Source organism: Pseudomonas sp. PDM14, assembly GCF_014851905.1.
Lineage (GTDB): Bacteria > Pseudomonadota > Gammaproteobacteria > Pseudomonadales > Pseudomonadaceae > Aquipseudomonas.
In genome coordinates this window covers 365,123-390,365 of record NZ_JACVAQ010000003.1, presented here as the reverse complement: position 1 = coordinate 390,365, position 25,243 = coordinate 365,123, and the positions used below count along the sequence as shown (strand labels likewise).

At 66.7% G+C, this 25,243-nt stretch carries 26 protein-coding genes; 16 read left to right on the top strand and 10 right to left on the bottom strand.

The window, feature by feature from the left end; all coding sequences use genetic code 11:
- Nucleotides 1-119 precede the first annotated feature (119 nt).
- From IB229_RS21450 to IB229_RS21440, 3 genes are all read left to right on the top strand, one after another.
- The gene (locus IB229_RS21450; RefSeq protein ID WP_192331972.1) at nt 120-599 is read left to right on the top strand and encodes an RNA polymerase sigma factor; all 480 of its coding nucleotides are present in this window, start codon (nt 120-122) and stop codon (nt 597-599) included.
- Between the two features lie 55 nt (nt 600-654).
- Nucleotides 655-1,629, top strand: coding sequence for a FecR family protein (locus IB229_RS21445; RefSeq protein WP_192331971.1), 975 nt, complete (start codon nt 655-657; stop codon nt 1,627-1,629).
- 289 nt (nt 1,630-1,918) lie between these two features.
- The gene (locus tag IB229_RS21440) at nt 1,919-4,312 is read left to right on the top strand and encodes a TonB-dependent siderophore receptor (RefSeq protein WP_192331970.1); all 2,394 of its coding nucleotides are present in this window, start codon (nt 1,919-1,921) and stop codon (nt 4,310-4,312) included.
- 192 nt (nt 4,313-4,504) lie between these two features.
- Here the strand turns inward: IB229_RS21440 and IB229_RS21435 are convergent, their stop codons facing one another.
- Nucleotides 4,505-5,392: a PA4780 family RIO1-like protein kinase gene (locus tag IB229_RS21435; RefSeq protein WP_192331969.1), complete on the bottom strand. Its 888-nt coding sequence runs from the start codon at nt 5,390-5,392 to the stop codon at nt 4,505-4,507.
- A gap of 78 nt (nt 5,393-5,470) precedes the next feature.
- On the bottom strand, nt 5,471-6,358 hold the full coding sequence (locus IB229_RS21430) for a LysR family transcriptional regulator (RefSeq protein WP_192331968.1): 888 nt from the start codon (nt 6,356-6,358) through the stop codon (nt 5,471-5,473).
- A 99-nt stretch (nt 6,359-6,457) separates the two neighbouring features.
- Between IB229_RS21430 and IB229_RS21425 the strand changes: the two genes are divergently transcribed.
- Both IB229_RS21425 and IB229_RS21420 read left to right on the top strand, forming a co-directional pair.
- The gene (locus IB229_RS21425) at nt 6,458-7,099 is read left to right on the top strand and encodes an NAD(P)-dependent oxidoreductase (RefSeq protein WP_192331967.1); all 642 of its coding nucleotides are present in this window, start codon (nt 6,458-6,460) and stop codon (nt 7,097-7,099) included.
- Nucleotides 7,100-7,144: 45 nt separating this feature from the next.
- Complete coding sequence (locus IB229_RS21420) at nt 7,145-7,438, top strand: DUF2218 domain-containing protein (RefSeq protein ID WP_192331966.1); 294 nt, start codon at nt 7,145-7,147, stop codon at nt 7,436-7,438.
- 39 nt (nt 7,439-7,477) lie between these two features.
- On the opposite strand, the gene IB229_RS21415 is transcribed toward IB229_RS21420, so the two are convergent.
- On the bottom strand, nt 7,478-8,662 hold the full coding sequence (locus tag IB229_RS21415) for a two-component system response regulator (protein ID WP_192331965.1): 1,185 nt from the start codon (nt 8,660-8,662) through the stop codon (nt 7,478-7,480).
- Nucleotides 8,663-8,803: 141 nt separating this feature from the next.
- Nucleotides 8,804-8,962, bottom strand: a complete 159-nt coding sequence (locus IB229_RS21990; RefSeq protein WP_225579286.1) for a hypothetical protein — start codon at nt 8,960-8,962, stop codon at nt 8,804-8,806.
- Between IB229_RS21990 and IB229_RS21410 the strand changes: the two genes are divergently transcribed.
- From IB229_RS21410 to IB229_RS21380, 7 genes are all read left to right on the top strand, one after another.
- On the top strand, nt 8,961-9,710 hold the full coding sequence (locus IB229_RS21410; RefSeq protein ID WP_192331964.1) for a hypothetical protein: 750 nt from the start codon (nt 8,961-8,963) through the stop codon (nt 9,708-9,710). The genes IB229_RS21990 and IB229_RS21410 overlap by 2 nt on opposite strands.
- A gap of 158 nt (nt 9,711-9,868) precedes the next feature.
- The gene (locus tag IB229_RS21405) at nt 9,869-10,171 is read left to right on the top strand and encodes a nucleotide pyrophosphohydrolase (protein WP_192331963.1); all 303 of its coding nucleotides are present in this window, start codon (nt 9,869-9,871) and stop codon (nt 10,169-10,171) included.
- Complete coding sequence (locus IB229_RS21400) at nt 10,171-10,920, top strand: methyltransferase domain-containing protein (RefSeq protein WP_192331962.1); 750 nt, start codon at nt 10,171-10,173, stop codon at nt 10,918-10,920. The genes IB229_RS21405 and IB229_RS21400 overlap by 1 nt, the downstream gene beginning before the upstream one ends.
- 42 nt (nt 10,921-10,962) lie before the next feature.
- Nucleotides 10,963-11,562, top strand: coding sequence for a DUF4136 domain-containing protein (locus IB229_RS21395; RefSeq protein WP_192331961.1), 600 nt, complete (start codon nt 10,963-10,965; stop codon nt 11,560-11,562).
- An 85-nt stretch (nt 11,563-11,647) separates the two neighbouring features.
- Nucleotides 11,648-12,217 (top strand): DUF4136 domain-containing protein, encoded by a 570-nt coding sequence (locus IB229_RS21390; protein ID WP_192331960.1) that lies wholly within the window; start codon nt 11,648-11,650, stop codon nt 12,215-12,217.
- Entirely contained in the window at nt 12,214-12,705 is a 492-nt protein-coding gene (locus IB229_RS21385) for a GNAT family N-acetyltransferase (RefSeq protein ID WP_192331959.1), read from the top strand. Before IB229_RS21390 ends, IB229_RS21385 begins: the two co-directional genes overlap by 4 nt.
- 49 nt (nt 12,706-12,754) lie before the next feature.
- Complete coding sequence (locus IB229_RS21380; protein ID WP_192331958.1) at nt 12,755-13,204, top strand: DMT family transporter; 450 nt, start codon at nt 12,755-12,757, stop codon at nt 13,202-13,204.
- Here IB229_RS21380 and IB229_RS21375 read toward each other — a convergent pair whose 3' ends face one another.
- Nucleotides 13,205-14,140 carry an SdiA-regulated domain-containing protein gene (locus IB229_RS21375; protein WP_192331957.1) on the bottom strand — a complete coding sequence of 312 codons (936 nt, stop codon included), beginning with the start codon at nt 14,138-14,140 and terminating at the stop codon, nt 13,205-13,207. It abuts the gene before it with no gap.
- Between the two features lie 254 nt (nt 14,141-14,394).
- Here IB229_RS21375 and IB229_RS21370 point away from each other — a divergent pair, with 254 nt between their 5' ends.
- The gene (locus tag IB229_RS21370) at nt 14,395-15,522 is read left to right on the top strand and encodes a GGDEF domain-containing protein (RefSeq protein WP_192331956.1); all 1,128 of its coding nucleotides are present in this window, start codon (nt 14,395-14,397) and stop codon (nt 15,520-15,522) included.
- 142 nt (nt 15,523-15,664) lie between these two features.
- Here IB229_RS21370 and IB229_RS21365 read toward each other — a convergent pair whose 3' ends face one another.
- The 3 genes from IB229_RS21365 to IB229_RS21355 form a co-directional block, all read right to left on the bottom strand.
- Nucleotides 15,665-18,106 carry a TonB-dependent siderophore receptor gene (locus IB229_RS21365; RefSeq protein ID WP_225579284.1) on the bottom strand — a complete coding sequence of 814 codons (2,442 nt, stop codon included), beginning with the start codon at nt 18,104-18,106 and terminating at the stop codon, nt 15,665-15,667.
- Nucleotides 18,107-18,225: 119 nt separating this feature from the next.
- Nucleotides 18,226-19,188 carry a FecR domain-containing protein gene (locus IB229_RS21360; RefSeq protein ID WP_192331955.1) on the bottom strand — a complete coding sequence of 321 codons (963 nt, stop codon included), beginning with the start codon at nt 19,186-19,188 and terminating at the stop codon, nt 18,226-18,228.
- Nucleotides 19,185-19,700 (bottom strand): sigma-70 family RNA polymerase sigma factor, encoded by a 516-nt coding sequence (locus IB229_RS21355; RefSeq protein WP_192331954.1) that lies wholly within the window; start codon nt 19,698-19,700, stop codon nt 19,185-19,187. The genes IB229_RS21360 and IB229_RS21355 overlap by 4 nt, the downstream gene beginning before the upstream one ends.
- Nucleotides 19,701-19,811: 111 nt before the next feature.
- Here IB229_RS21355 and IB229_RS21350 point away from each other — a divergent pair, with 111 nt between their 5' ends.
- From IB229_RS21350 to IB229_RS21340, 3 genes are read left to right on the top strand one after another with little or no spacing between them, the layout of a single operon-like run.
- Entirely contained in the window at nt 19,812-21,158 is a 1,347-nt protein-coding gene (locus tag IB229_RS21350; protein WP_192331953.1) for an MATE family efflux transporter, read from the top strand.
- Nucleotides 21,159-21,169: 11 nt separating this feature from the next.
- Nucleotides 21,170-22,207 (top strand): sensor domain-containing diguanylate cyclase, encoded by a 1,038-nt coding sequence (locus tag IB229_RS21345; protein ID WP_192331952.1) that lies wholly within the window; start codon nt 21,170-21,172, stop codon nt 22,205-22,207.
- 10 nt (nt 22,208-22,217) lie between these two features.
- The gene (locus tag IB229_RS21340) at nt 22,218-22,676 is read left to right on the top strand and encodes a DUF2214 family protein (RefSeq protein WP_192331951.1); all 459 of its coding nucleotides are present in this window, start codon (nt 22,218-22,220) and stop codon (nt 22,674-22,676) included.
- 112 nt (nt 22,677-22,788) lie between these two features.
- On the opposite strand, the gene speA is transcribed toward IB229_RS21340, so the two are convergent.
- Both speA and IB229_RS21330 read right to left on the bottom strand, forming a co-directional pair.
- Entirely contained in the window at nt 22,789-24,702 is a 1,914-nt protein-coding gene (speA, locus tag IB229_RS21335; RefSeq protein WP_192331950.1) for an arginine decarboxylase, read from the bottom strand.
- A 168-nt stretch (nt 24,703-24,870) separates the two neighbouring features.
- Nucleotides 24,871-25,242: a translation initiation factor Sui1 gene (locus IB229_RS21330; RefSeq protein WP_192331949.1), complete on the bottom strand. Its 372-nt coding sequence runs from the start codon at nt 25,240-25,242 to the stop codon at nt 24,871-24,873.
- Nucleotide 25,243 lies beyond the last annotated feature (1 nt).

The window sequence follows — 25,243 nt, the reverse complement described above, 5'->3', positions numbered from 1 at the left end:
CCGGCATGAATACAGTTGCCGAGTAACACTTTGCCGCGCGCTCGATGAAAATCAATTGAGAATGAATCTCACCTGAATTATTCTCGCATCCACTTTCATCACGCGGCTCGCAGCACGCCATGAGCAAGTCGTCGCCCTTCCTCTCTCTCTACCTGCGCGAACAGACCCGCCTGTTGCAGCTGATCCGGCGTATCGTCGGCGACCGCAGCACGGCAGAGGACCTGGCCCAGGACACCTTCCTGCGCCTGTGGGACCGTCAGCTCGGCGATGGCGACCGCGGCCTGCTGTTCCGCACCGCGCAGAACCTCGCGCTCGATCACCTGCGTGCCCGCCACGTGCGCAGCCGCTACGTGCAGCAACAGGTCGACGACGAGCAGCCTGGCAGCGATCTGGACGTACAGGCCGCCGCCCGCCAGGAGCTGGACGCGCTGTTCCTGCGCCTGCGCAAACTGCCGCGCCGCACCCAGCAGGTGTTCCTTCTCAGTCGCGTCGATGGCCTGCCGTATGCCACCATCGCCAGCCAACTCGGCGTCTCCCTGAGCACCGTGGAAAAAGACATGATCCGCGCCCTGCAGCACTGCCAACGGGAGCGGCAATGAGGATTGCAGCGGTGTCGCACGTTGTAACTGCACCATCCAGCGAGAACCATCCATCGTGAAGACCTCGCCCGAACAGCAGGCCAGCCTCGACCGTCAGCAGACGGCGACGACCTGGTACGTGCGCCTGCAGAACCCGCAGCTGCCGGCCAGTGAACGCATCGACTTCCGCCGCTGGCTGGACAGCGACCCGCTTCACGCCGAAGCCTTCCACGAGGTCGAACTGCTCTGGCAGAAGCTCCGCGAGCCGGCCACGCGTCTGGCCGACACGGGCTGGCACCGCCCGTCGCGGCATGCCCTGCACCTGCGCTGGCTGCGCGGCCCGGCGCTCGCCGTGGCCTGCAGCCTGCTACTGGCGGTGGCGATCGGCACCTGGCGCGATCCCGGCCTGCTGCAGCGCGCCGGCGCCGACTACGCCAGCGCCCCCGGCGAGCAGCGCCAGCTGACCCTGGACGATGGCAGCCGCGTACTGCTCGACGCCGACAGCGCGCTGGACGTCGACCTGCGTGCCGATCAGCGCAACGTCCGCCTGCTGCGTGGCCGCGCCTGGTTCGATGTCAGCCACGACTCGCAGCGCCCCTTCATCGTCCACAGCACGCAACTGAGCACCCGCGTGCTGGGCACCGCCTTCGCCGTCGACGCCACCGGCGCCGAGCAACGCGTCACCGTCATGCGCGGGCGCGTCGAAGTGCGCGATGCCAGCTCCAACCAGGCCGTTACCCTGACCCCAGGCCAGCAGGCGCGACGTCACGGCGGACAGCTCAGCGGCCCACTGACGGTGGACAGCTCCCGCGCCCTCGCCTGGCAACGCGGCCTGCTGATCTTCGACCGTGCCACACTCGGCGAGGTGGTCGACAGCCTGCAGCGCATGGGCCATGCGCCGGTGCTGCTGCTCGATGACTCGCTGCGCCAGCAGCGCCTGTCCGGCACCTTCCGCGCCAATGACCCGCAGGCACTGCTGGACGCGCTGACCTCCAGCCTGCAGCTGAAGACCACGCGAATTCCCGGGTTGGCGTTGCTGGTTCATCGCTAGGCGCTGTCTCTGGTCGACGCCCCTCACCCCTGCCCGCTCCCGGCGGCAGAGGAGTTCGCCTCGAGGTGTTGATAGGCTCCGCGCTCAATCCCGCCCTCAATCAAGCCCCTCGCCCTACAGAGCGGAGCACGGTGAGGGAAGCGGTGCCGTGGATAGCGCCTGCCAATCCACCCTCAACACAGCCCCGAAGGTTTTTTTCAAAAAGACATGAGGGAACCCCGCCGCTCGCCCGTTGTGTTGGCAGCGAACAATTCGCATTTGCCAGACTGACTCCTTGGGGGAGACCACCATGCCTATCCGCCGCGCCCCGCACGGGCCATCGCTCGCCCGTACGCTGCTGGCCAGCGCCCTGCTCACCGTGATCGCCGCGCCGAGCCATGCCGAAACCAGCACCAGCGCGGTGGCCGAGCAGGCCAGCGCCCAGCGCTTCCACTTCGCCATCGCCGCCCAGCCGCTGCTCGATGCCCTCGGCGATTTCACCGCCACCACCGGCATTGCGGTGCTGCGCACGGCCGATGAAGAACTCGGCGGCAACGCACCCGCCGTCAATGGTCACCTCAGCGCCGAACAGGCCCTGCAGCAACTGCTCGCCGGCAGCGGCCTGACCTACAGCCGCAGCTCGGCCACCACCCTGACCTTGCAGCGCCCCGTGCAGACCGGCGCGCTCAACCTGTCCGAACTCAACGTCAACGCCCGCGGCGTGCAGTCGGCCTACGGCAGCGTCGCCGGCTATGTGGCCAAGGCCGCCAGCACCGGCACCAAGACCGACACGCCAATCATCGAAACGCCGCAGTCGATCTCCGTGGTGACCCGCGACCAGATCAGCGCCATCAACGCCAAGAGCCTGCGCGACGTGCTCGGCTACACCGCCGGAGTGATCGCCACCGAAGCCGACGACCGCCTGACTGACTCCTTCGTTCTGCGCGGTTTCCAGATCAGCGGCAGCACTTACCGCGACGGCATGCGCTACATGAGCAACATCTACGACGGCTCGCAGGAGCCCTACGGCATGGAGCGCGTGGAAGTGCTGCGCGGCGCCTCCTCGGTGCTGTTCGGCCAGGCCGCGCCGGGCGGCATCATCAACGTGGTGAGCAAGCTGCCGACCCGCGAGGAGCTGCACGAGATCAAGGCCGAGACCGGCAGCAACGACCGCCATCAGCTATCCACCGACCACGGCGGCGCGCTGAGCGATACCCTCAGCTACCGCTTCACCGCGCTGGAGCGCAAGAGCGACACCACCACCGACCACGTGCCGGACGACCGCACCTACATCGCCCCGTCGATCACCTGGCAGCCCAACGAGGCCACCCGCCTGACCCTGCTGGCCACCTACCAGAAAAGCACCTCCGCCTACGTCTACGGCCTGCCGGCAGAAGGCACAGTGCTGCCCAACCCCAACGGCCATATCTCCCGCCACACCTTCCTCGGCGAGCCGGGCTACGACAAATCGGTGATCACCGCCTGGGACGTCGGCTACCGCTTCGAGCACGCCTTCAACGACGACTTCAAGGTGCGCCAGAACCTGCGCTATTTCGAATCCGAGAACGACATGCCGTCGGTATCGATCGACGGTTTCACCGACCCGCAGATGACCACGGTGGCGCGCGGCGCCCAGGACCGCGTCGACGACTCGCGCAACTTCGTCGTCGACACCCAGCTGGAGGCGCGCTTCCACCACGAGCGTGTCGAGCAGACCTTGCTGGCGGGCGTCGACTATGGCGATCGCCACCTGAAGACCGACCGCTACAACTACGACCTGACCCCGCTGAACATCTTCAACCCGATCTACGGCGGCACCTTCACGCCCACAGGCCCTGCGCCGTACAGCTCCAGGAACCGCACTCGCCAAAGCGGCGTGTACCTGCAGGACCAGATCAAGTTCGACGAGAAATGGGTGCTGCTGCTCGGCGGCCGCCAGGACTGGGCCAAGCAGAAGGAAGACGCGCTGTACAACGACTACAGCTCCCGCCAGGACAGCGACGCCTTCACCAAGCGCATGGGCCTGGTCTACCTCGCCGACAACGGCCTCGCGCCCTTCGTCAGCTATAGCGAATCCTTCGAACCCCAGGCAGGACGCAGCCGTGCCGGCCAGGATTTCGACCCCACCGAAGGCGAGCAATACGAGCTGGGGATCCGCTACCAGCCGCCCGGCAGCAACGCCCTGTACTCCGCCGCGCTCTACCAGCTGACCCGCAGCAACCTGCTGACCACCGATCCGGTGGACACCAACTTCCAGGTGCAGACCGGCGAAGTGCGCTCACGCGGCCTGGAACTGGAAGCCAAGGCCGATATCGGCAGCAACGCCAGCATCACCGCCTCCTACGCCTACACCAAGGCCGAGGTGACCAGGAGCAACACCGGCAACGAAGGCCAGAAGACCGGCGGCATGCCACGCAACATGCTCTCCGTCTGGGGCGACTACCGCTTCGGCCAGGTCGGCCCCGGGCAGCTGCGCGCGGGTGCCGGCGTACGTTACGTCGACGAGATTCCCGGCCTGTTCAACACCGAGATCGTCGCGCCGTCCTACACCCTGGTCGACGCCATGCTCGGCTACGAAGTCGGCCCCTGGGACCTGACCCTCAACGCCAGCAACCTGACCGACGAGGACTATGTGAACTACACCTACGCCGCCTTCTACGGCGCCGAGCGGCAGATCACCGCCGGTGTGGCCTACCGCTGGTAAACGCCAGCGCCCGGATCGGCGGGGCTGTCTTTTCTCCCTCACCCTCCGGGAGAGGGCTGGGATGATCTCGACGAGAAAACAGGCACGCCTGCACCGAATACCAGCGTTCCGGAATGATCCGGGCTACAACCGGATGCACCCAAGAAAACGCCCGCATCAGCGGGCGTTTTCGTTGGTGGCCAGGTCAATCGATCACTGCGCCCACGGCGGTGGAGGCGGCTCATCGCGCGGCGCATCCTCGGCGTTGCGCAGGGCCTCCAGGCGCTGCTGCTCGGCCAGGGCGGCCTTGATCTCACGCATCACCGCATCGACGTCGGCGGTTTCTTCCGGTTCGTCAAACTCGCCGGTGAGCGGGCTTTCCGGGGTCAGCTCGCCGTCCTCGTAGAGCGCCCACATTTCCTTGGCGTACTTGGTGTAGAGCAGCTCGGGGGCGAACTGGCCGAAATACTCGGCCATGTTGCGCACGTCGCGCTCGAGCATGCTGAAGGCGTGGTTGTTGGCCGCCGCATCAACCGCTTGCGGCAGGTCGATGATCACCGGGCCTTCCGGGCCGAGCAGCACGTTGAATTCCGAGAGGTCGCCGTGGACCAGGCCGGCGCAGAGCATCTTGACGATCTCGCCGATCATGAAGGCATGGAATTCGCGGGCATCTTCGGGCAACAGGTCGACATCGTTGAGGCGTGGCGCAACATCGCCGGCGCCGTCATCAACCAGTTCCATCAGCAGCACGCCGTCCATGTAGTCGAACGGCTTGGGCACGCGCACACCGGCCGCAGCCAGGCGGAACAGCGCCGCCACCTCGGCGTTCTGCCAGGCTTCTTCCTGTTCCTTGCGGCCATGCTTGCTGCCCTTGGCCATCGCCCGGGCGTCGCGGCTGTTACGCGTCTTGCGCCCTTCCTGGTATTCGGCGGCCTGGCGGAAGCCGCGTTTATTGGCCTCCTTGTAGACCTTGGCACAACGCAGCTCGTTGCCGCAGCGCACCACATAAACCGAGGCTTCCTTGCCGCTCATCAGCGGGCGGATGACCTCGTCGATCAAACCATCTTCAAGCACGGGTTCCAGGCGTTTCGGGGTCTTCATTGCGTTGACTACGGGTCCTGTCGGAAAAGGGTGCATGGGATGTTGCCGTTATACGGCAATACGACGCGCTCGCCCACATCAGCGACCGAGCAGGCTGCGCCGCAGGGCCTCGATGGCGTAGCGCACCTTGGCCGGCTGCGCGTCACGGCGCGGGGTGACGATGTAGATGCCGACCGGCGCCGGCTGCCAGTCCGGCAGCAGCACCAGCAGGTCGCCACGCGCCAGCTCCTCGCGAATTTCCGGCTCCGGCTGCACCGAGACGCCCATGCCGGCCAGGGTGAACTGCCTGACCGAGAGGATGTTGTTGCACGCCACGCGGCTTTCGATGCGCAGGCGCTGGCTGCTGCCGTCACCACACACAAGATTGAGGTGCTGAGCGCGGTCATGGTTCAGGCTCAACCAGTCCAGCGCCGACAATTGCTCGGGACTGTGAACGACACCACAACGCGCCAGGTAGGTAGGCGCCACGCACAGCAGCATGCGCCAGTCGCCGAGATGCCGGGCGACCAGGCTGGAGTCCTCCTGCGCGCCGACACGGATGGCCAGGTCGATGCGCTGCTCGACCAGGTCGATCTGCTCGTCGTGGAAGAACAGCCGCAGGCTCAGGCCCGGATGCGCGCGCAGCAGCGGCGCCAGGGCATCGGTGATCAGGTGCCCGGAGAAGCCCACCGGCGCCGCGATGCGCAGCTCACCCACCGGCGCATCGCGCAGTTCAGCCAGGCGCTGCTCCGCCTGCTCGGCAAGCTGGAGGATCTGTGCGCAGCTCTGGTAGAAGCTGGCGCCGGCCTCGGTCAGGGTCAGCTTGCGCGTGGTGCGGTGCAGCAGGCTGACCTGGGTGCCTTCTTCCAGCTTGCGAATCTGCTGACTGACTGCCGAGGGCGTCATGCCCAGCTCCGCGGCCGCGGCAACCATCGAGCCCTTGTCGACCACAGTGGCGAACACCGCCATGCGCTTGAGCTGCTCCATTCGTAAGCCCTGCTTAATTGTTCAAGCACATTAGGGCTCTTTTTCCCGGGTTTATCCAGCTGGGATCATGCAGTCCATCGCACACACGAGGATGCACCCATGAAACTCGCCCTGATCGGCGCTACCGGCTTCGTTGGCAGCGCCCTGCTCGAAGAAGCCCTCAACCGTGGTCATCAGGTGACTGCACTGGTTCGTCACCCGGAGAAACTGCAGCCGCATCCGGCGCTGCAGGCACGCAAAGTCGACGTGCAGGACAGCGCCACGCTGGCAGCCGCCCTCGCCGGCCACGACGCCGTGCTCAGCGCCTACAACCCGGGCTGGGGTGAGGCCGATATCCGCGAGCAGTTCCTGCGTGGCAGCGCCAGCATCGTCGCGGCCAGCAAGCAGGCCGGCGTGCCGCGCCTGCTGGTGGTCGGCGGTGCCGGCAGCCTGTACGTCGCACCGGGCCTGCAGCTGATCGACACCCCGCACTTCCCCGCCGAATACAAGGAAGGCGCCGAGGGCGCGCGCCAGGCCCTTGCAGCCCTGCGCGACGAACAGACACTGCAGTGGACCTTCCTTTCCCCCGCGGCCCTGCTCGAGCCCGGCCCGCGCACTGGCCAGTTCCGCATCGGTGGCGAGCAGCTGCTGATGAATGGCGAAGAGCCGGCGCGCATTTCCGTGGCCGACCTGGCCGTGGCCCTGCTCGATGAAACCGAGCAGCCGCAGCACATCCGCCAGCGTTTCACCGTCGCCTACTGATCAGGCGCGGCCCGCCACGATGCGGGCCGCCCGAGGAGCACAGCCATGACCACCCTCAACGCCAGCGCCCATGTCGTCACTGCCACCCCGGGACGCTACATCGGCCGCCTGTGCAAGCATTTCGCCCACAAGATCCCGGTCAGCTACGACGAGCAGCAGGGCCGTATCGAATTCCCCTTCGGCCTCAGCCTGCTGCAGGCCGACGCCAACGGCCTGACCCTGCGCGTGGAAAGCGACAGCCGCGAAAACCTGGAGAAGATGCAGGGCGTGGTGGCCAGCCACTTCGAGCGCTTCGCCTGGCAGGAAGCGCTGAGCCTGGATTGGCGCCCCGGCGCCTGATCCCACGCCCCAGCCCCGGACGAGGGCCGCCGCAGCGCATCAGCCCGGCGGCAGGGTCAGCTCGATGCTTTCTCCCAGCGAATCGTCCAGACGCTGCAGTTCACAGCTGATCGCCGCGGCGTCTTCGGCCAAGTGCCGGGCGATCGCGGCGAACTCCTCGGCAGCACCGATGAAGGCCAGTACCACCGAGGGGTCGAAGCGTGTACCGCTGGCCACACTGATCTGCGCCAGCGCCTCGGCGTGGCTCACCGACGGGCGATAAGGATGATGGCTGGTCAGCTCCTCATAGCAGCCGACCAGCGCCATCAGCCGCGCGGCCAGCGGGATCTGCTCGCCGCGCAGGCCTTGCGGATAACCGCTGCCCTCCCAGTGCTCGTGCTGGCTGTAGACGATGTCGCGGGCGTCACGCAGAAAATCGGTGGCGCTGCCGAGCTTGGCCTCGGCCGCTTCCAGCGCCGCGCGCCCGGCTTCGGCGTGACGGTGCAGCAACGCGGTATCGGCCTCGTCCAGCGGCGCCGGGCTGAGCAGGATGCGGTCCGGCAGCACCAGCGTGCCGATGCCGTGCAGCAGCGCCGACTTGCCCAGCTGGGCGATGCGCGCCGCCGTCAGGGTGTCGGCGAGGTCCGGCTGCTGGTTGGCCAGCGCCCTGGCCAGACGCACCATGTATGGTTCGATTCGCGCCAGATGACGGCCGCGCGGGTTATGGCGCATGCCGGCGAGGCTGGCCATGGCCTCGATGGTCACCTCCTGCAGGCGCTCGATGGCGCGTGTGCGCTGGCGCACTTCCAGCTGCAGGTATTCGCTCTTGTCGCGCAGGAAATCGGCACTGGCCTTGAGCTGCAGGTGCGCACTCAAGCGCGCAAGCAACAGCGGCGGGCTGACGGGCTTGGTGATGTAGTCCACCGCGCCGAGATCGAAGCCGTGCTGTTCGTCCTGTTCCTGGTTCCTGGCGGTCAGGAAGATCACCGGGATATCGCGGCTGCCCGGCGCAGCCTTGAGCCTGCGACAGACTTCGTAGCCGTCCATGCGCGGCATCATGATGTCGAGCAGGATCAGGTCCGGCGGCTCCGCGCTGCTGGCGATGCGCAGCGCTTCAGGGCCGTTGTCTGCGACCTTGACCCGGTAGGTGTCGGCCAGCAGTTCGCCCATCAGCTCCAGATTCTGCGGCGTGTCGTCCACCACCAGCACCAGTGGCCGATCCGGCCGGTCGAGCATGTCGTCCATTCAGCAGTTCCTCAGCAAGGGGCTGGTCGCACGCAGCACCGCCTGCTGTTGAGTAAAGGCGCTGCACAGTGGTTCAGCCTGCCACGCGAAAAATTCCGTAGCGCCAGCCGCCCAGCCGTTCGTCAGCCACCTGCGCGGGGCCTACCTGTCGATCAGTTCCAGCTTTTCAACCCGCACGGGCACAGGCGCCGAGGCGCGCTTGGCCTTTGCCGCCGCAGACGATAAGGTGGCGCGCAGACTCCGCACGCCGACGCCGGGGTCGGTCACAGCCAACACGCCACAACAAAGGACTTTACCCATGAAACAGGGATCCGCTTTGGTGATCGCCGCCACCCTGGCCTGCGCCAGCTTCCAGGCCCACGCCGTCGATCCGACCGGCCAGCGCTACATCGACCAGCTGCTGCAAGGCGGCCCGGTATCGGTCAGCCAGGCCGCGCAGAGCATCTACCACACCGGCTATCGCGACCAGGAAGTGCTCGACGTCGCTGCCGAAGTGCTGTCGCAGAAGTACCGTACTGCCACCAGCAACTCCGAGGCCGATGCCTACGCCTGGGTGTGCAAGGCCATCGGCGCGTCCGGTAACGGTCGCTACAAGAACCTGCTCAGCCAGGTCGCCGAATCCGGCAACCGCAAGCTGTCGCGTCACTGCGGCAAGGCTGCCGACGGCCTGAGCGCTAGCGGTGCGGCCTTCGCCCCGGGCAGCGTCAACCTGGCCCGCTACCGTGCCGGCGCCGGCAGCAGCACCGCCGCCGCGCAACCGGTCGCCCAGGCCGCCGCACCGGCGCAGGGCAAGGGCTCGTTCAGCAGCGTGGTCAACGGCATGACGCAAGATGAAGTCAACGCCCTGATCGGCGCGCCGACCGCCACCTACTCGCACCAGACCGGCAAGGCCTGGATCCCCTTCAACTTCAAGGGCAAGGACGTCGCGCGCATCGTCAATCTGTACAAGGGCCAGGGCCGTGTGACCTTCTCCCAGGAAAGCGTCTACTCGTCGATCTGGCGCGTGATCGAAGTGCTGCCGAACCCCAACGAGACCGGCTACCCGTAAGCGCCTCTTCACGCGCTGCGCGCATCCGGGCCTGCCCGGCCGCAGCCGCAGCGCGTGAGCAAACGCCCCCACGCCCCTCTCGTGTCAAACTGGCGACGGCGCGTCACACGCCGCCGCCACCCCGCTCAACTCAGGCCGACCGGCCTGCGGAATTACCGATGAACCTCACCGAACTCACCCAGCGCCTGCACGCCATTCGCGACCGCAACGACTGGCGCGGCTTCCACAGCCCGAAGAACCTGGCCATGGCCGCCAGCGTGGAAATGGCCGAGCTGGTGGAAATCTTCCAGTGGCTGAGCGAAGACCAGTCACGTCAGCTCGATGCCGCGCAGCGCGAGCACGCCGGCCAGGAAGTCGGCGACGTGGTGCTCTATCTGTTGCTGCTGTGTGCCGAACTGGGCATCGACATGGAGCAGGTGGTGCGCGCCAAACTGGCCGATAACGAAAGGCGCTTCAGCTGATGTCCGACCGTCATTTCGATGAACTCGCCACCCGCTTCGCCGAGAAGATCTACGGCGGTGCCAAGGGCGCGATTCGTCTCGCCGTGCTCCAGGCCGACCTGGCCGAAGCCCTGCCGCCGCGCCCGCTGCGCGTGCTGGATATCGGCGCCGGGCTGGGCCACATGTCGCTGTGGCTGGCCCAGCAGGGGCACCAGGTGACCCTGGCCGAGCCGGCCGAGCCGATGCTCGCCGGCGCGCGCCAGCGCTTTGCCGAAGCCGGCGTCCCGGCGCAGTTCATCCAGGCGCCCTGGCAGGACCTGCCAGCGCAACTCGAACAGCCCTACGACCTGGTGCTGTGTCATGCCGTGCTGGAATGGCTGGCCGAGCCGCACGCCATCCTGCCGGTGCTGCATGCGCTCACCACGCCCGCAGGCTGGCTGTCGCTGGCGTTCTACAACAAGGATGCGCTGATCTACCGCAACCTGCTCAAGGGCCACTTCCGCAAGCTGCGCAAGGCGCGTTTCGCCGGTGAAGGCCAGAGCCTGACTCCGCAGGCGCCGCTTGACCCGCGCGAACTCGCGGCGCAACTCGCCGGCCGCTGGACGGTCGAAAGCCAGAGCGGCGTGCGCGTGTTCCAGGACTACATGCCGAGCGAATTCCAAGCCAAGGCGGCCGTTACCGACCTGCTGGAGATGGAGCTGGCGCACCGTCGCCATCCGGCCTTCGCCGGGCTCGGGCGCTATCTACACTGGATCTGTCGGCCGCTGTAATCAGCGCCACACACTGCCGTACGACCGGCCCCGGAGGCCGCCATGAAAACCCAGTTGTCGCTCATCGTCCTGCCGCTGCTCGTCGCCTGTCAGAGCAGCAATCCCTATGTCGCCGACTCACGCCCACTGCCGCCCGCCCCTGCCGGCGTGGCCGAGCATTTCGACCGCAGCGCCTACCCCGCCGCGCCGCGCGACTATTCGCGCTACCGCAACTGGAGCTGGCGCAACGGCCAGTTGCCGGCCGGCAGCGCTTGGGCCGACAGCGCCCTGCTCGCCGAAGCGCTGAGCAACAGCCTCGACCAGCGCGGCCTGCGCCCGGCACAGCAGAACGCCAGCGCCGACCTGCAGGTGAGCGCCGACCTGCGCCTGGAGCGCCGCCAGTACCAGGTGCGCGATGACTACGGCAGCTACTACGGCAATGGTCCGTATGGTGACCGCTACGGCATGTACGGCAGCGTACCGCTCACCCGCAACTACGAAGTGGAAGTCGCCGTGGTGCGCATCGATATGTTCGATGGCCGCAGCGGCCAGCCAGTGTGGAGCGGCAATGCCGAGGCACGCAGCGAGGGCAGCCAGTCGGAACGCGCCGACGCCCTGCGCGAGGCGGTGAACAAGGCCCTCGGCGCCTTCCCGCCGTCCTGACGGCGGTACGATTCGATTACATGCGCCGCTTGCCGCCTGGCAGGCAATGCGCTTCGCTAGGGGCTCTGCCTCGGAGGTTTTGACCATGCTCGTCCGCCTGCTGCTCACGTCCACCCTCGTCCTGCTGGCAGCCTGCCAGACCCAACAGGTCGACCGCGATTTCGATGCCACCCGCGACTTTGGCGGCTACCGCGATTGGGCCTGGCAGGAGCCGGCACTGGTCTATCGCCCGGAAGACCCGCGCATCAAAAGCGACCTCACCGAGCAGCGCGTGCGTGCCGCGGTCGGCGAGCAGCTCGACCAGCGCGGCCTGCGCCCGGCCCAGGCCGGCAACCCGCCAGACCTCAAGGTGCAGGTCTACCTGATCGTCGACCAGCGCCAGGAGCAGGTCAGCACCAATTTTGGCGGCGGTTACTGGGGCGGCGGCTGGGGTGGTTGGGGCGGCTGGGGCGGCCCGATCCAGACCGAGACGCGTACCCTCGACTACAAGGTGGCGACCCTGCAGATCGACCTGCTCGACGGCAAGGACGGCAAGCTGGTCTGGCGCGGCAGCGCCGAGGAAGTCATGCGCACCAAACCGCTCGCGCCGAACGAGCGCGAAACCGCGATCCGCAACACCGTGGCCCGCGTGCTGGCGCAGTACCCACCGCAATGAGTGATCAGTACCTCGCACACCGCGCCGCCCTGGCCGGTGACCTGGCCGAGGTCTGCAGTTTCGTGCGCAACGCCAGCGAGCTGTTCTACGCCTTCCCGCGGGCGCACTGGCCACTGACCCCGGAACAGCTCGGCGAAGCCTTCGCGCAGCGCCAGGGCAGCACCTTGGCCATGCTCGACGGGCGCCCCGCCGGCTACGCCAACTTCTACCAGAGCCAGGCCGGCGAATTCTGCGCTCTGGGCAACCTGATGATCGCGCCGTGGGCACGCAGCCAAGGCGTGGCGCAGTACCTGATCGGCGTGATGGAGCAGCAGGCCGCCCGCGACTTCCTCGCCCGCCAGCTCAAGGCCGGCTGCTTCAACGGCAACACCGCGGCCATGCTGCTCTATGCGCGCCTCGGCTATCAGGTCGAAGGCGTGGTCGAACGCCAGCAGCCGAACGGCGAACGCGTGGCCCTGGTGCAGTTCGTCAAACCGCTGCAAAGCTGACCGAACGATCCGTTTCACCCATACTGACGCCCCCTTTCAGTTCACGGAGATGGACATGCACCCTTGGTGGTTACTTGCCCTGCCCCTGCTCGCTGGCGCCGTGATGCCGCTGCAGGCCGGTATCAACGGCCAGCTGGCGAAGAACCTGTCCAGCGTACTGGCGGCGTCTCTGGTGTCGTTCGTGGTCGGCATGCTGGCGCTGCTGGCGGTGGTCATCGTGCAGCGGGAAGTCCCGAGCCTGGCGGCCATGAAAAGCCTCAACTGGTGGCAATGGAGCGGCGGCCTGATGGGGGCCTTCTTCATCGCCACCGCGGCCTTTGCCGGGCCGCGCATCGGCGCCCTGCTGTTCATGTCGCTGGTGCTGGCCGGGCAACTGGGCATGGCCCTGCTGCTCGACCACCACGGCTGGGCCGGCTTTCGCGAGGCGCCGATCAGCCTTGGCAAGATCGCCGGGCTGACACTGATCATTGGCGGCGTGTGGTTGATCCGCCGTGGCTGATCAGCCGCGCTCGAAGCGGTAGAACAGGTTGGGCTCGCTGACCAGGTAGAGATTGCCCTGGTCGTCTAGGGTCATGCCCTCGCCCTGCGGAACGCTGTCACGCAAGCCGGCGAAGCCGCCGAGCAGCGAGCGGAAGCTGATCAGCTTGCCGTTGCCATCGAGTTCCAGCAGCAGCTTGGATTCGTCGCTGAGCAGGGCCAGGTGGCCGGTCTGCTCATCGAAGTGTACCGAGGACAGGTCGGTGGCGAAGACCTTGTGCTGGATCCACTCGTCGCGGTCGATCACCTCGAGATTGAAGTTGCCCTGCAGGCTGCCCTTCAGTCCGCGGATCTCGTAGAGCTTGCGCGGCGAATGCTCCTTGACCACGAACAGGCGATCACGCGCACGGTCGTAGCCGGCGCCCTCGAAGCCCTGATTGCCGCCGAGCTGGATGCCCAGGGTCAGCGCGCGGCCATCCTCGCGGTACAGCGGCCCTGGCTGCTGCGGCACCCGCACCACCACCAGCGCCTGGGTGCGCTCTTCGGTCAGCAGCAGGAGGTCGTCGCCCAGGTAGGTGATGCCCTCCACGTCCTTGAACCCGCTCAGCGGGTAGCGCGCCAGGACTTCGCCATCCTTGCTCATCGCCAGCAGTTCTTCCGGGTTGTTGAGCACGGCCCAGAGGTGGTCGCGGCGTTCGTCGTAGGTCAGCCCGGAGAGGTTGTTGCTCACCCCAGGCACCACCTTGGCATCGATGCTCACCTGGTACTCGGGCAACCACAGGCTGCGATCCTGCCATTCGGTCTCGTGCCACGAGGTCTTGATCCAGAAGTACAGGCGGTTATCCAGATGCCGCGTCTGTACCTGATAGGCCAGCACCAGCAGTGTCGCCAACAGCGCCCACTTCCATGGGCTCAACACGGGCAGCCGTCCTAGCACCCCCTTCGCAGCGGAGATCATCAAGGGTCATTTCTCGTGGATACAGCGGAGACGGGCAGTCTGCCCGTGGATTATTGCAATCCGACTGGCCGCCGGAAAACTCCGCGAAAACCAAGCCGCGCCGTCTAGCGCGGGCTTTCGATTGAGTTGGCAGAAAAGAGTTCCTGACCGGCTGTCCGGGGTGAGGAAAATGCCTGCCAACTGCGATAGCACTTTGCTTCCATCGCCGCAGGCGCGGCGCTATGCTCACTGCGTCGTATTTGTGATCACAGCACATGACAAACGCCGATCTGCCGCGCCTGACACACACCTTCGCCATCTGGCGCGAAGCACAAGACACCCGCATCCGCACACGCCTCGGCGGCATCTACTACCTGCTGGCCTGGCTGCTCACCTGGCTGTTCAGCCGCGCGCCGGGCGAGATGGCGCTCAGCGGCGTCGCCCTCACCCTGTTCTTCTGCGCCATGCTCGGCCTGCGCCTGGTACACAAGCTGCCGGCGCACCACGGCGAAGCCGAACTGCGCGGCTGGGTCGACCGCCACTGGAGCCTGATTCTGATCACCTCGCTGGGCTGGGGCCTGGTGCATGCCTGGGCCTGGTCCGACCTGCAGTTCGAGCCCTCGCGGCTGATCGCCACCCTCAGCACCGTGGCCTTCAGCACCGCGATGGCGTTCAACTTCCCCATGCGCAAGGCTCGCGGCATCGGCGCCATCCTCCTGCTCTACCTGCCCGGCCTGGTGGTACTCGGCCTGCAGTGGCAGAGCCAGAGCGCGATCCTGATCACCCTGGCGTTCTACCTCAGCTACCTGCTGCTGGCGCTCAACCGCAGCCACCGCGAATACCACGCCACCCTGACCCTGGAGCAGCAGTTGCTCGACCAACGCGAGCGCTACGACCTGCTCAGCCGCACCGACAGCCTGACCCAGCTGGGCAACCGTCTGCAGTTCAACAGCCTGTTCCCAGCGATGGTCGCCAGCGTGCAGCGCCAGGGCAGCCCGCTGTCACTGGTACTGCTCGACATCGACTTCTTCAAGCGCATCAACGACGAGTACGGCCACGCGGTCGGCGACCTCTGCCTGCACGCCTTCGCCGAGCGCATGCGCCTGGTGTTTCGCCGCGACAGCGATGCGCTGCTGCGCCTGGGGGGCGAGGAGTTCGGCGTGCTGATGATCGATACGCCACTGGAACAGGCCCGCGAGCTGGCCGAGGTGTTCCTGCGCGACCTCGACAGCAACGGCCTCGACATCCCCGGCCAGCGCCACCTGCCGCTTACCGCCAGCCTCGGCCTGGGCAGCTACGATGCCGCCCAGGACGCCAGCGCCGAAGCCTTCTTCAAGCGCGTCGACGACGCCCTCTACCGCGCCAAGGAACAGGGCCGCGACCGTCTGGTGATGGCGATCTGAGGTTTCTCAAGGCCAAGCGACTGACTCACCCGAGAACCTCCGGCCTACACCTCGGAGAGACGCCCCGTAGGGCGCGCCGTGCGCACCGCACACCACTTGTGGGCTTGCCGGCGCCCCCCTGCGAGAGAGGCAGCGCGGATTCTTAGAAATCCGCCTTGAGGGTCAGCGTGTAGTTGCGCGGTTCGCCGAAGTAGCTATCCGAGTTCATGTGGCCAACGGTGGAGAAATAGCGCTTGTCGAGCAGGTTGTTGCCGTTGATGGCGGCGCTGAAGTTCTCGTTGAAGCGGTAGCCAACGCGCGCGTTCCAGATCGCGTAACCGCCTTGCTCGATGTATGGTTTGGTGTAGAAGTTGCTGTTGAAGGTCTTGCTCTGCACGCTGCCACCGGCACCGATGCTCAGGCGATTCCACTCACCCGGCAGGCGATAGTCCGCCCACAGGCGCAGCATGTGCCGCGGGGTTGCCGGGTTGAACGATTCACCCTCGCCCTCTGAGGCCTTGATGTTCTCGGTGGTGGTGTAGGTGTAGCCGGCAAACAGTTGCAGGTCGGTCAGCACCTCGCCGCTGATCTCGGCATCGAAGCCTTCCGCCCGCACCGTGCCTGTCGCGCTGACAGCACCGAGCTCGTCGTAGAACGCCTTGTTTTCCTGCTCGATACGGAAGACCGAGAAGCTGGTGTTTACACGGCCATCGAGCAATTCGCCCTTCAAGCCCAGTTCGTAGTTGCTGCCGACAATCGGTTCGATCGTCTGGTTGTCGGCGGTGATGTCGGTCTGCGGCTGGAAGATATCCGCATAGCTGACATACGCCGACCACTGCTCGTTCAAGGCGTAGATCAGGCCCGCGTATGGGGTCACCACACCGGTTTCCTTGACCTTGGACGGGCTGGTCACGCCGGTCTGCACGCTGGTGGAGTCGAAGGTCGAGGTGTAATTGCTGACCCGACCACCGAGCACGGCGGTCAACGGGTCAGCAAGCTTGTAACGCACCACCCCGTAGAGGCCGTTCTGGCGGATACGGCCGTCGGTGTAGGCCGAATAGGGCAGGTTCATCAGCGTGGCATCGCTGGGTCGTGGCGGCGACACCGGGTCGTAAATGTTCGGCACGAAGCCGGGGAATGTGTAGTTGCCCGCCATCAGGTCGTCGTTTTCCAGGTCGTTGGCGTTGGCGCCGACGATCACTTCATGCTCGCGCTCGAAGGCCTGCCATTTGCCGGCGAGGTTGATGTCGATGGCCTTGTTGGTGTTCTCGAAGTCGTACAGGTACGCCCGGGCGTTGAGGCCGTTGCCGGTTGCCTCATTCACCGCGCCACGGCTGAAGGCGTAGAGCATGTCGTTGGTTTCGCGCACGTAGCTGCCCGCTACTTTCAGCCGCCAGTCATCGTTGAAGTCGTGGGTCAGGTCGCTGAAGTAGGTCACCTGCTTGTTGTCCCACTTGTTCCAGTCGGCGCCGTAGAAGGTCGAGCGGCTGGCGCTGGTGCCGCTGCCCCCCTGGTTGCGCGGCAGACCACCGAAGAACGGCGTGGACTTCAGGTCCTCCACGCTGGCACCCACGGCCAGCACCGTGGCCGGGCTGAACTCGTATTCGAGAATGCCGTAGAGCACGTTCTTGCGGCTTTCGGCGGTGTCGTAGAAGTAGTCGCGGTCTTCATGCCCGGCCACCACACGACCGCGCAAGGCGCCATCGGCCGTCAGCGGTGTGCTGGCATCGATGCTCTGCCGATAGGTGTCCCAGGAGCCGGCACTGGCGGTGATCGATACGGCAGGTTCGGCTTTGGGTCGTTTGCGCACCAGGTTGATGGCGGCGCCCGGCCCACCCGAACCCTGCAGCAGGCCGTTGGCGCCGCGCAGCAGTTCCACGCGGTCGTAGATCAGGGTGTCGGCGACGAAGCTGTTGCCACGGGTGTAGAAACGGCGGTTCATCGCCACGCCGTCGTACTGGTAGGTGTCGACCTCGAAACCGCGCGAGTACACGTACTTGCCGCCGGATGGGCTCTGGAAGGTGGTGATGCCGGTGCTCTGCTCCAGCACCTGATCGAGGGTGTTGAGGTTCTGGTCATCCATGCGCTGGCGGGTGATCACCGTCACCGACTGCGGGATTTCCTTCAGCGAATGCTCGCCCTTGCCCAGGGTCACCCGGTTGGCGGTGTAGGAACGGCTGCCTTCGGTGGTCGCGCTGACCAGCCCGGAGACGTTGGTCGCGCCCAACTCCACCGCACCATTGCCGTCACCGCCGAGCAGGATGTAGCTGCCATTGCCCTGGCGCACGGCCTGCAGGCCACTGCCGGCGAGCAGCGTGGCGAAGCCGGACTCCACCGAGTACTCGCCACGCAGGCCGGGTGAACGACGCCCTTCGGTCTGCGCCGCATCGAACGACAGCGCCACGCCGGCGGCACTGGCGAAGCGGCTGAGGGCTTCGGTCAGCGAGCCGGCAGCGACGGCAAACGAACGGCTGGTCTGGGCGCTACCGGGCGTAGCGGCATCGGCGGCCATGACCGGCAAGGCGGCACTGACGCTGGCGCACAGCAGCGCAGCCTGGATGGCACGGACCAGCGGGTGTGGGCGGTGGACGGTGTGGCGCGACATGGTTTCTCCCCTCTGCAATCGGCCAAATGGGCCGCTAATGCACTGGGAGCCGAAACAAACCGGACAAAAGTGCAACGCTGCGAACAATTATTTTCACGCCGGGCGCAAATCACCGCGGCTCAGGCCCGTGGCACTACGCTGACCCAGTAGCGGGTACGGCGCACCACCTGCAGCGGGAAGCCACTTTCCAGGGCTGCCAGGGCCAGGTCGGTATCATCCAGCGGAAAGGCGCCGGACACCCGCAGCCCGGCCACCGCCGGATCGCAGCGCAGCCAGCCGGCACGGTAGCGCGCCAATTCGCCAAGCACCTCGCCCAGCGGCCGATCGATGGCGATCAGGCTGCCCTGCTCCCAGCCCCCGACCGAGGCATCGTTGCCCCGCGGCGCGCCAATCACCTGGGCGTCGAAGCCGATGCGCTGTCCGGCCTCCAGGCGCACGCTGCGGGTCGCGCCGCGCGGGGTTACGGCCACGGCCTTTTCCAGCACCGCCACTTCGCTGCCGAGCTCGTCGGTGCGTACGGTGAAGCGCGTGCCCAGCGCCTGCACCCGGCCGTGCGGGGTGTCGACCAGAAACGGCCGCTGCTGCGCATCGACCGCGGTGGTCACGAGGATTTCCCCGCGGCGCAGGGTCAGCAGGCGCTGCTCACCGTCGAAGCGCACGTCCAGCGCCGTGGCGGTGTTGAGCAGCAGCGAGCTACCGTCGGCCAGGCTGAACGCACGCCGCTCGCCGACCGCCGTGCGGTAGTCGGCCATCCAGGTCTGGCGCAGGTCGCTGCGCCAGGCCAGCGCGCCCAGCGAACCGGCACCGACCAGCACCACCACGCCCCGCAACACCTGACGCCGCGAATGCACCGCGGCCTGCAACGCCGGCGCGGCAATGCGCCCCGGCACCCGCAGTACCTGCGCCCGCACCGACTCGATACGCTGCCAGGCCTGGCGGTGCAGCGGGTCGGCGGCGTGCCAGCGATCCCATTCGGCGCGGTCGTGTTCGCTCTCGGTACCCGAGGCCAGGCGCGCGTACCACTGCGCCGCGCTGCGGATGGCATCGAGTTCGGCGGGAGACAGATTGTGCGGCTGGCTCATGGCAATTGCGCCAGCATCAGGCAGCAATGCTCCATGGCCTTGGCCATGTGGTTGTTCACCGTGCGCAGGGAAATACCCAGGCGGCGAGCGATCTCGGCGTAGGGCAGGCCGTCGCACTGGGAAAGGATGAAGGTCTGCTTGACCGTGGCGCCGAGGCCGTCGAGCAGGCGGTCGATCTCCAGTAGCGCCTCCAGCAGCAATGCCTGCTCTTCCAGCGACGGCTGCTCGGCCTCCGGCACGCAGGCCAGGGCCTCGAGGTAGGCATTCTCCAGCGAGCGCCGGCGGAACAGGTCGATCAGCAGGCCCTTGGCGACGGTGGACAGGTAATGCCGTGGCTCCCGGATCTGCAGCGCACTGCGCGCCTTGATCACCCGCACGAAGGTGTCCTGCGCCAGGTCCGCGGCATCGCAATTGTTGCCGATACGCTTGCGCAACCAACCCCGCAGCCAGGAATGATGGTCGCTGTACAGGTCATGAACGGCGGTGCGCAGCACGAGGTCGTCGGCGGACATGGCGGCAATCTTTATCAAATGATAATGACTTGCATTGTCTGCGAGGAGCATGGCGCTTGGCAATGCCGTCGCAGACCGTGCCTATACTGCGCCACCCAGTAGGAGCCCCGCATGAGCCCGCTCAAGGACGCCTGGCGCCACGCCCCGACCCACCGCCGGGTCTGGGCCCTCGCCGCGCCGATGATTCTTTCCAACCTCTCCGTGCCGATGGTGGCGCTGGTCGACAGCGCCGTGGTCGGCCATCTGCCGCACGCCCACCAGCTCGGTGCCGTGGCCGTAGGCGGCAGTCTGTACACCCTGCTGGTGTGGGCGATGGGCTTCCTGCGCATGGGCACCACCGGATTCGCCGCCCAGGCCAGCGGCCGCGGCGATGGCGGTGCGCTGCGGCAGATCCTGTTGCAGGCACTGCTGCTGGCCTTCGGCTTCGCGCTACTGCTCGGCACGCTGGCGATTCCGTTCAGCGGCTTCGCCCTGGGCCTGATGAACCCCTCCGCCGAACTCGACGCGCTGACCCGCGAATTCTTTCAGCTGCGCCTGCTCGGCCTGCCTGCGGCGCTGGCCAGCTACGCGCTGGTCGGCTGGTTTCTCGGTACGCAGAATGCCCGTGCGCCGCTGGCCATCCTGCTCTTCACCAACCTGCTCAACGCCGCGCTGGCGCTGTGGTTCGTCCTCGGCCTGGAGTGGGGCGTACTCGGCGCGGCGCGCGCCTCGGTGATCGCCGAATGGAGCGGTGCGCTGCTCGGCCTGGCCCTCTGCCGCCCCGCCTTGCGCCGCTACCCGGGGCGCATGGACTGGGCCGCACTGGGGCGCTGGCCGAACTGGCGGCCGCTGCTGGCGGTGAACCGCGACATCTTCATCCGTACCCTGGCGCTGGAGCTGGTGTTCTTCCTGATCACCGTGCAGGGCGCGCGCCTGGGCGATGCCACGGTGGCGGCCAATGCGCTGCTGCTCAATGGCCTGCTGCTCACCGCCCACGCCCTCGATGGCCTGGCGCACGCGGTGGAAGCGCTGTGCGGCTACGCCATCGGCGCCCGCGACCGCGATGCCCTGCGCCGCTCGCTGGTAGTCGCTGGTGGCTGGTCGCTGCTGGCCAGCTTGCTGTTCGCCCTGGCGTTCCTGGTCGCCGGGCAGCAGTTCGTCAACCTGCAGAGCGACATCGCCGAGGTGCGCGCGGTGGCCTACCAGTACCTGCCGTACCTGGCGCTGCTACCGTTGCTGGCGGTATGGGGTTACCTGCTCGACGGCCTGTTCATCGGCGCTACCCGCGCGCGGGAAATGCGCAATGCCATGCTGTTCTCCGTGGCCCTGGCGGTGCCCATCGGCTGGCTCGGCCAGGGCCTGGGCAATCACGGCCTGTGGCTGGCGTTTTTATGCTTTATGCTGATCAGGGGCGTCAGCCTGGGCGCCATGGCCTGGCGCCTGCACCGTCACGATGCCTGGATATCAACTGCTGCCTAACGGAGTTCTTGATGCTTTCAGCCCCGCACCCGCACGATGAACAGCAACGCCAGAACGCCCTCGACGAGCTCGACCTGCTCGACACTCCGGCCGAGCACTACCTCGACACCCTGGTGCGCCTGACCCGCGAAATGTTCCAGGGGCACTCGGTGCTGATCAGCCTGATCGACCGCAACCGCCAGTGGTTCAAAGCCCGCATCGGCCTCGACATCGACCAGACCGAGCGCGACATTTCCTTCTGCGGGCATGCGGTGGCCGCACGCAGCATGCTGGTGATCGAGGACGCCCAGCTCGACCCGCGCTTCGCCGACAACCCGGTGGTAACCGGCCCGCCGTACATCCGCTTCTACGCCGGCCAGCCGCTGCACAGCAGCAACGGCCAGCCGATCGGCACGCTGTGCATGCTGCACCCGATCCCGCGTACGTTGAGCCATACCGAGCGTCTGCGCCTGCGCGACCTGGGCACCCTGGCCGAGGGCTACATGCAGCTGCGCAGTGTCAGCCAGCGGGCGCAGAAACTGCGCGGCGATGTCGACCGCGAACAGCGCCGTGCCCTGCTCGACCCGCTGACCCAGCTGTGGAACCGCGCCGGGCTCAACCAGTTCTATCCGCGTGAACAGGCCAGTGCCGCGCGCAGCGGCCAGCGCCTGGGGGTGATCTTCTGCGACCTCGACCACTTCAAACAGGTCAATGATCGGCACGGGCATGCCGGTGGCGATCAGGTGCTGTGGCAGAGCGCGCGGCGCATGGCCGCGGCCCTGCGCCCGGACGATCTGCTGGTGCGCCTGGGCGGCGAAGAATTCGTTGCCGTGGTCACGGTCAACGATGCCCACGAGCTGCACCTGATCGCCGAGCGCATCCGCCAGGAAATCGCCGCCACGCCGATGGACCTCGGCGAGAGCCGGCACGCCCTCACCGCCAGCTTCGGCACGGCCCTGCTCGAGCCGGGCGAAAGCCAGAACGGCGTGCTGGAACGTGCCGACCGCGCGCTGTACCAGGCCAAGCAGCAGGGTCGCAACCGCGTCATTCACAACAGCGATTTCGCCTGAGGAACCCACCATGGCCGACGCGATTGCCGCCAGCCTGCACTACCTGTCGATCTTCATCCTGTTCGCCCTGCTGACTGCCGAGCACCTGCTGTTCAAACCGGTGCTGGACGCCGCCAGCGCGCGCCGCCTGCTGCGCATCGATATCGCCTACGGCATCAGCGCCGGGCTGGTGCTGGCCAGCGGGGCGACGCGCGTGCTGTGGTACGGCAAGGGCCTGGACTACTACCTGCAGAACAGCCTGTTCCACGCCAAGCTCGGCCTGTTCATCCTCATCGGCCTGCTGTCCATCGTGCCGACGATGACCTTCTTCAACTGGCGCAACGACCTGCTCGAAGGGCGCGCGCCGACCATCACTCCGGCGCAGGCCAAACGCACGATCCTGGTCATCCGCATCGAGCTGTTGCTGCTGGTCTGCCTGCCGGTACTCGCCAGCCTGATGGCCCGAGGCTTCGGCATGATCACGCGCTGATCGTGTGAAACGAAAAAGCCCGGCAGAAGCCGGGCTTTTTCATGGGTATTAGCGAGCATCCGTCTTATCGGTTGCCCGTTGTAGCGGTGCGCACGGCGTACCGCTACAGCGATCAGCTCGACAGATACGACGAGCGCGTCAGGCCCAGGCGCAGGGCGTCCAGGTACTGCGTGCGCTCGCGGGCACTGAGCTTGGCGCCAGCCACCTTGTCGCGGTAGTAGTTCATCAACTCCTCGGGCGACAGGTGCACGTAGCGCAGCATGTCCTCGATGGTGTCGTGGGTTTCCACCCCGGCGTGGTAGGCGCTGCCATCGGCGTTCTGGTAGATGTTCACCGAGTCGGTGTCACCGAACAGGTTGTGCATGTCGCCGAGGATTTCCTGGTAGGCGCCGACCAGGAAGATGCCCAGCAGGTAGTCCTCGCCCTCGCGCACTTCGTGCACCGGCAGGCTGGTCTCGATGCTCTGCTCGTCGACGTACTGGCGGATCTTGCCGTCGGAGTCGCAGGTCAGGTCCTGCAGCACGGCACGGCGCAGCGGCTCCTCGTCGAGGCGGTCGAGCGGCAGGATCGGCAGGATCTGGCCGATGGCCCAGGTGTCCGGCAGGCTCTGGAACACCGAGAAGTTGCAGATGTACTTGTCGGCCAGCTTGTCGTTGAGCTCGTCGAGCACCGCGCGGTGCGAACGCTGACGCGCCTTGAGCTGGTTGTGCAGGCGGCGGCAGATGGCGAAGTAGCACTGCTCGGCCAGGGCCTTCTGCGGCAGGTCGAGTTTGCCGGCCGAATACTGCGCGGCGACTTCCTCGATCAGATGCGTGGCGCGCCAGTAGCTCTCGGCGACCATTTCCGGGTCGCTCGGGCCAAGCAGCTCGATCAGCGCGTGCAGCACTTCCGGCTGCTCGATGGCCGCGTCGATGTGCGGCTCCTCGTCGTTGTGCCGCTCCACGTCGGTCACCTGCACCACCAGCACGGCGTGGTGCGCAGTCATCGCCCGGCCGCTCTCGGAGAAGATGTGCGGGTGCGGCAGCTCCTGGCGGTCGCAGAACTCTTTCAGCATGTCGACGACGGTGGCGGCGTAGTCGTCCATGTCGTAGTTGATCGAGCTGGCGTTGCGCGAGTGGGTGCCGTCGTAGTCGACGCCCAGGCCGCCACCGACGTCGATGTGCTCGACCGGCAGACCCAGCGCGCGCAGCTCGCCGTAGTAGCGAATGGCCTCGCGGAAGCCCTTGCGGTAGTCGGCAATGTTGGCGATCTGCGAACCCATGTGGAAGTGCAGCAGGCGGATGCCCTGGTCCAGGCCGGCGGTGCGGAAGCGCTCGACCACGGAGAGGATCTGCGCGGCGGAGAGGCCGAACTTGGACTTCTCGCCACCGGTGTCCGCCCATTTCGACGACGACAGCGAAGACAGGCGCACGCGCAGGCCGATCTGCGGCTGCACCTTGAGTTCGGCGGCCTCCTCGATCACCAGCTGCACTTCGGATTCTTTCTCGATGACGATGAACACGTTGTGGCCGAGCTTCTGCCCGATCAGCGCCAGCTTGATGAATTCGCGGTCCTTGTAGCCGTTGCAGACGATGGTGCCGCCCTTCGGCGCCAGCGCCAGCACGGCCAAAAGCTCGGGCTTGGAACCGGCTTCCAGGCCGATGGCGACGTTCTGCGTGGCGATGATGTTCTCTACCACCGCTTCCTGCTGGTTGACCTTGATCGGGTACAGCGCGGTGTAGCGGCCCTGGTATTCCAGGCGCTCGATGTTGGCGTCGAAGGCGCCGGTGAGCTGGCGCACACGGTCCTGCAGGATGTCGGGGAAACGCACCAGCAGCGGCAGGCTCAGGCCGCTGTCACGCAGCTGGTCGAGCTCGGCATAGAGATCGATCGGCGCGCTCTGCGGGCCGTTCGGGCGCACTTCCACGCGCCCGGCATCGTTGATCGAGAAGTAGCCGGCGCCCCAGTGGCGAATGCCATATACGCTGCGGCTGTCCGCGACTGTCCACTGGCTTCCGTCATCTTTGCGTGTACGTCTTACGGCCATCGAGGTCTCCCTGAAACAAAGGATCTGCTAGCGGGCCGGGTGCACCGGACCGCGCCGCAGGTTAAAGCCATAACATGACGAATGACGGAGTGTTGACCGCCCATCTCGTCGAGAAGTTTAGAAGCTGTTGCGCCGGGCGCCCTGCTCGGGCTGCCGCGGGGCGGCGTTTCAGCCGCCGGATTTCTTCGCCTTGAAGCCGCGCTTGCCGAGTTCGTCGAGCAGCAGGTCGACGTGGTCGCCCTGGATCTCGATGACGCCCTCCTTGAGCCCGCCGCCACAACCACAGCGTTTCTTCAGCGCACTGGCGAGCTCCTTCAACGGCTCTTCGGCCAGCGGCACGCCGGTGATGGTGGTGACGGTCTTGCCGCCCCGGCCCTTGGTTTCGCGGCGTACGCGGGCGATGCCGTCGCCGGCGGGAATCTGGGTCTGCTTGCAGGTGCAGGCGTCCACGGGCTGGCCACAGTCGGGGCAATGCCGACCGCCATCGGTGGAATAGACGAGACCGCCGAGGGCGGCAAAGGACGCGGCTTTCTTGACCACC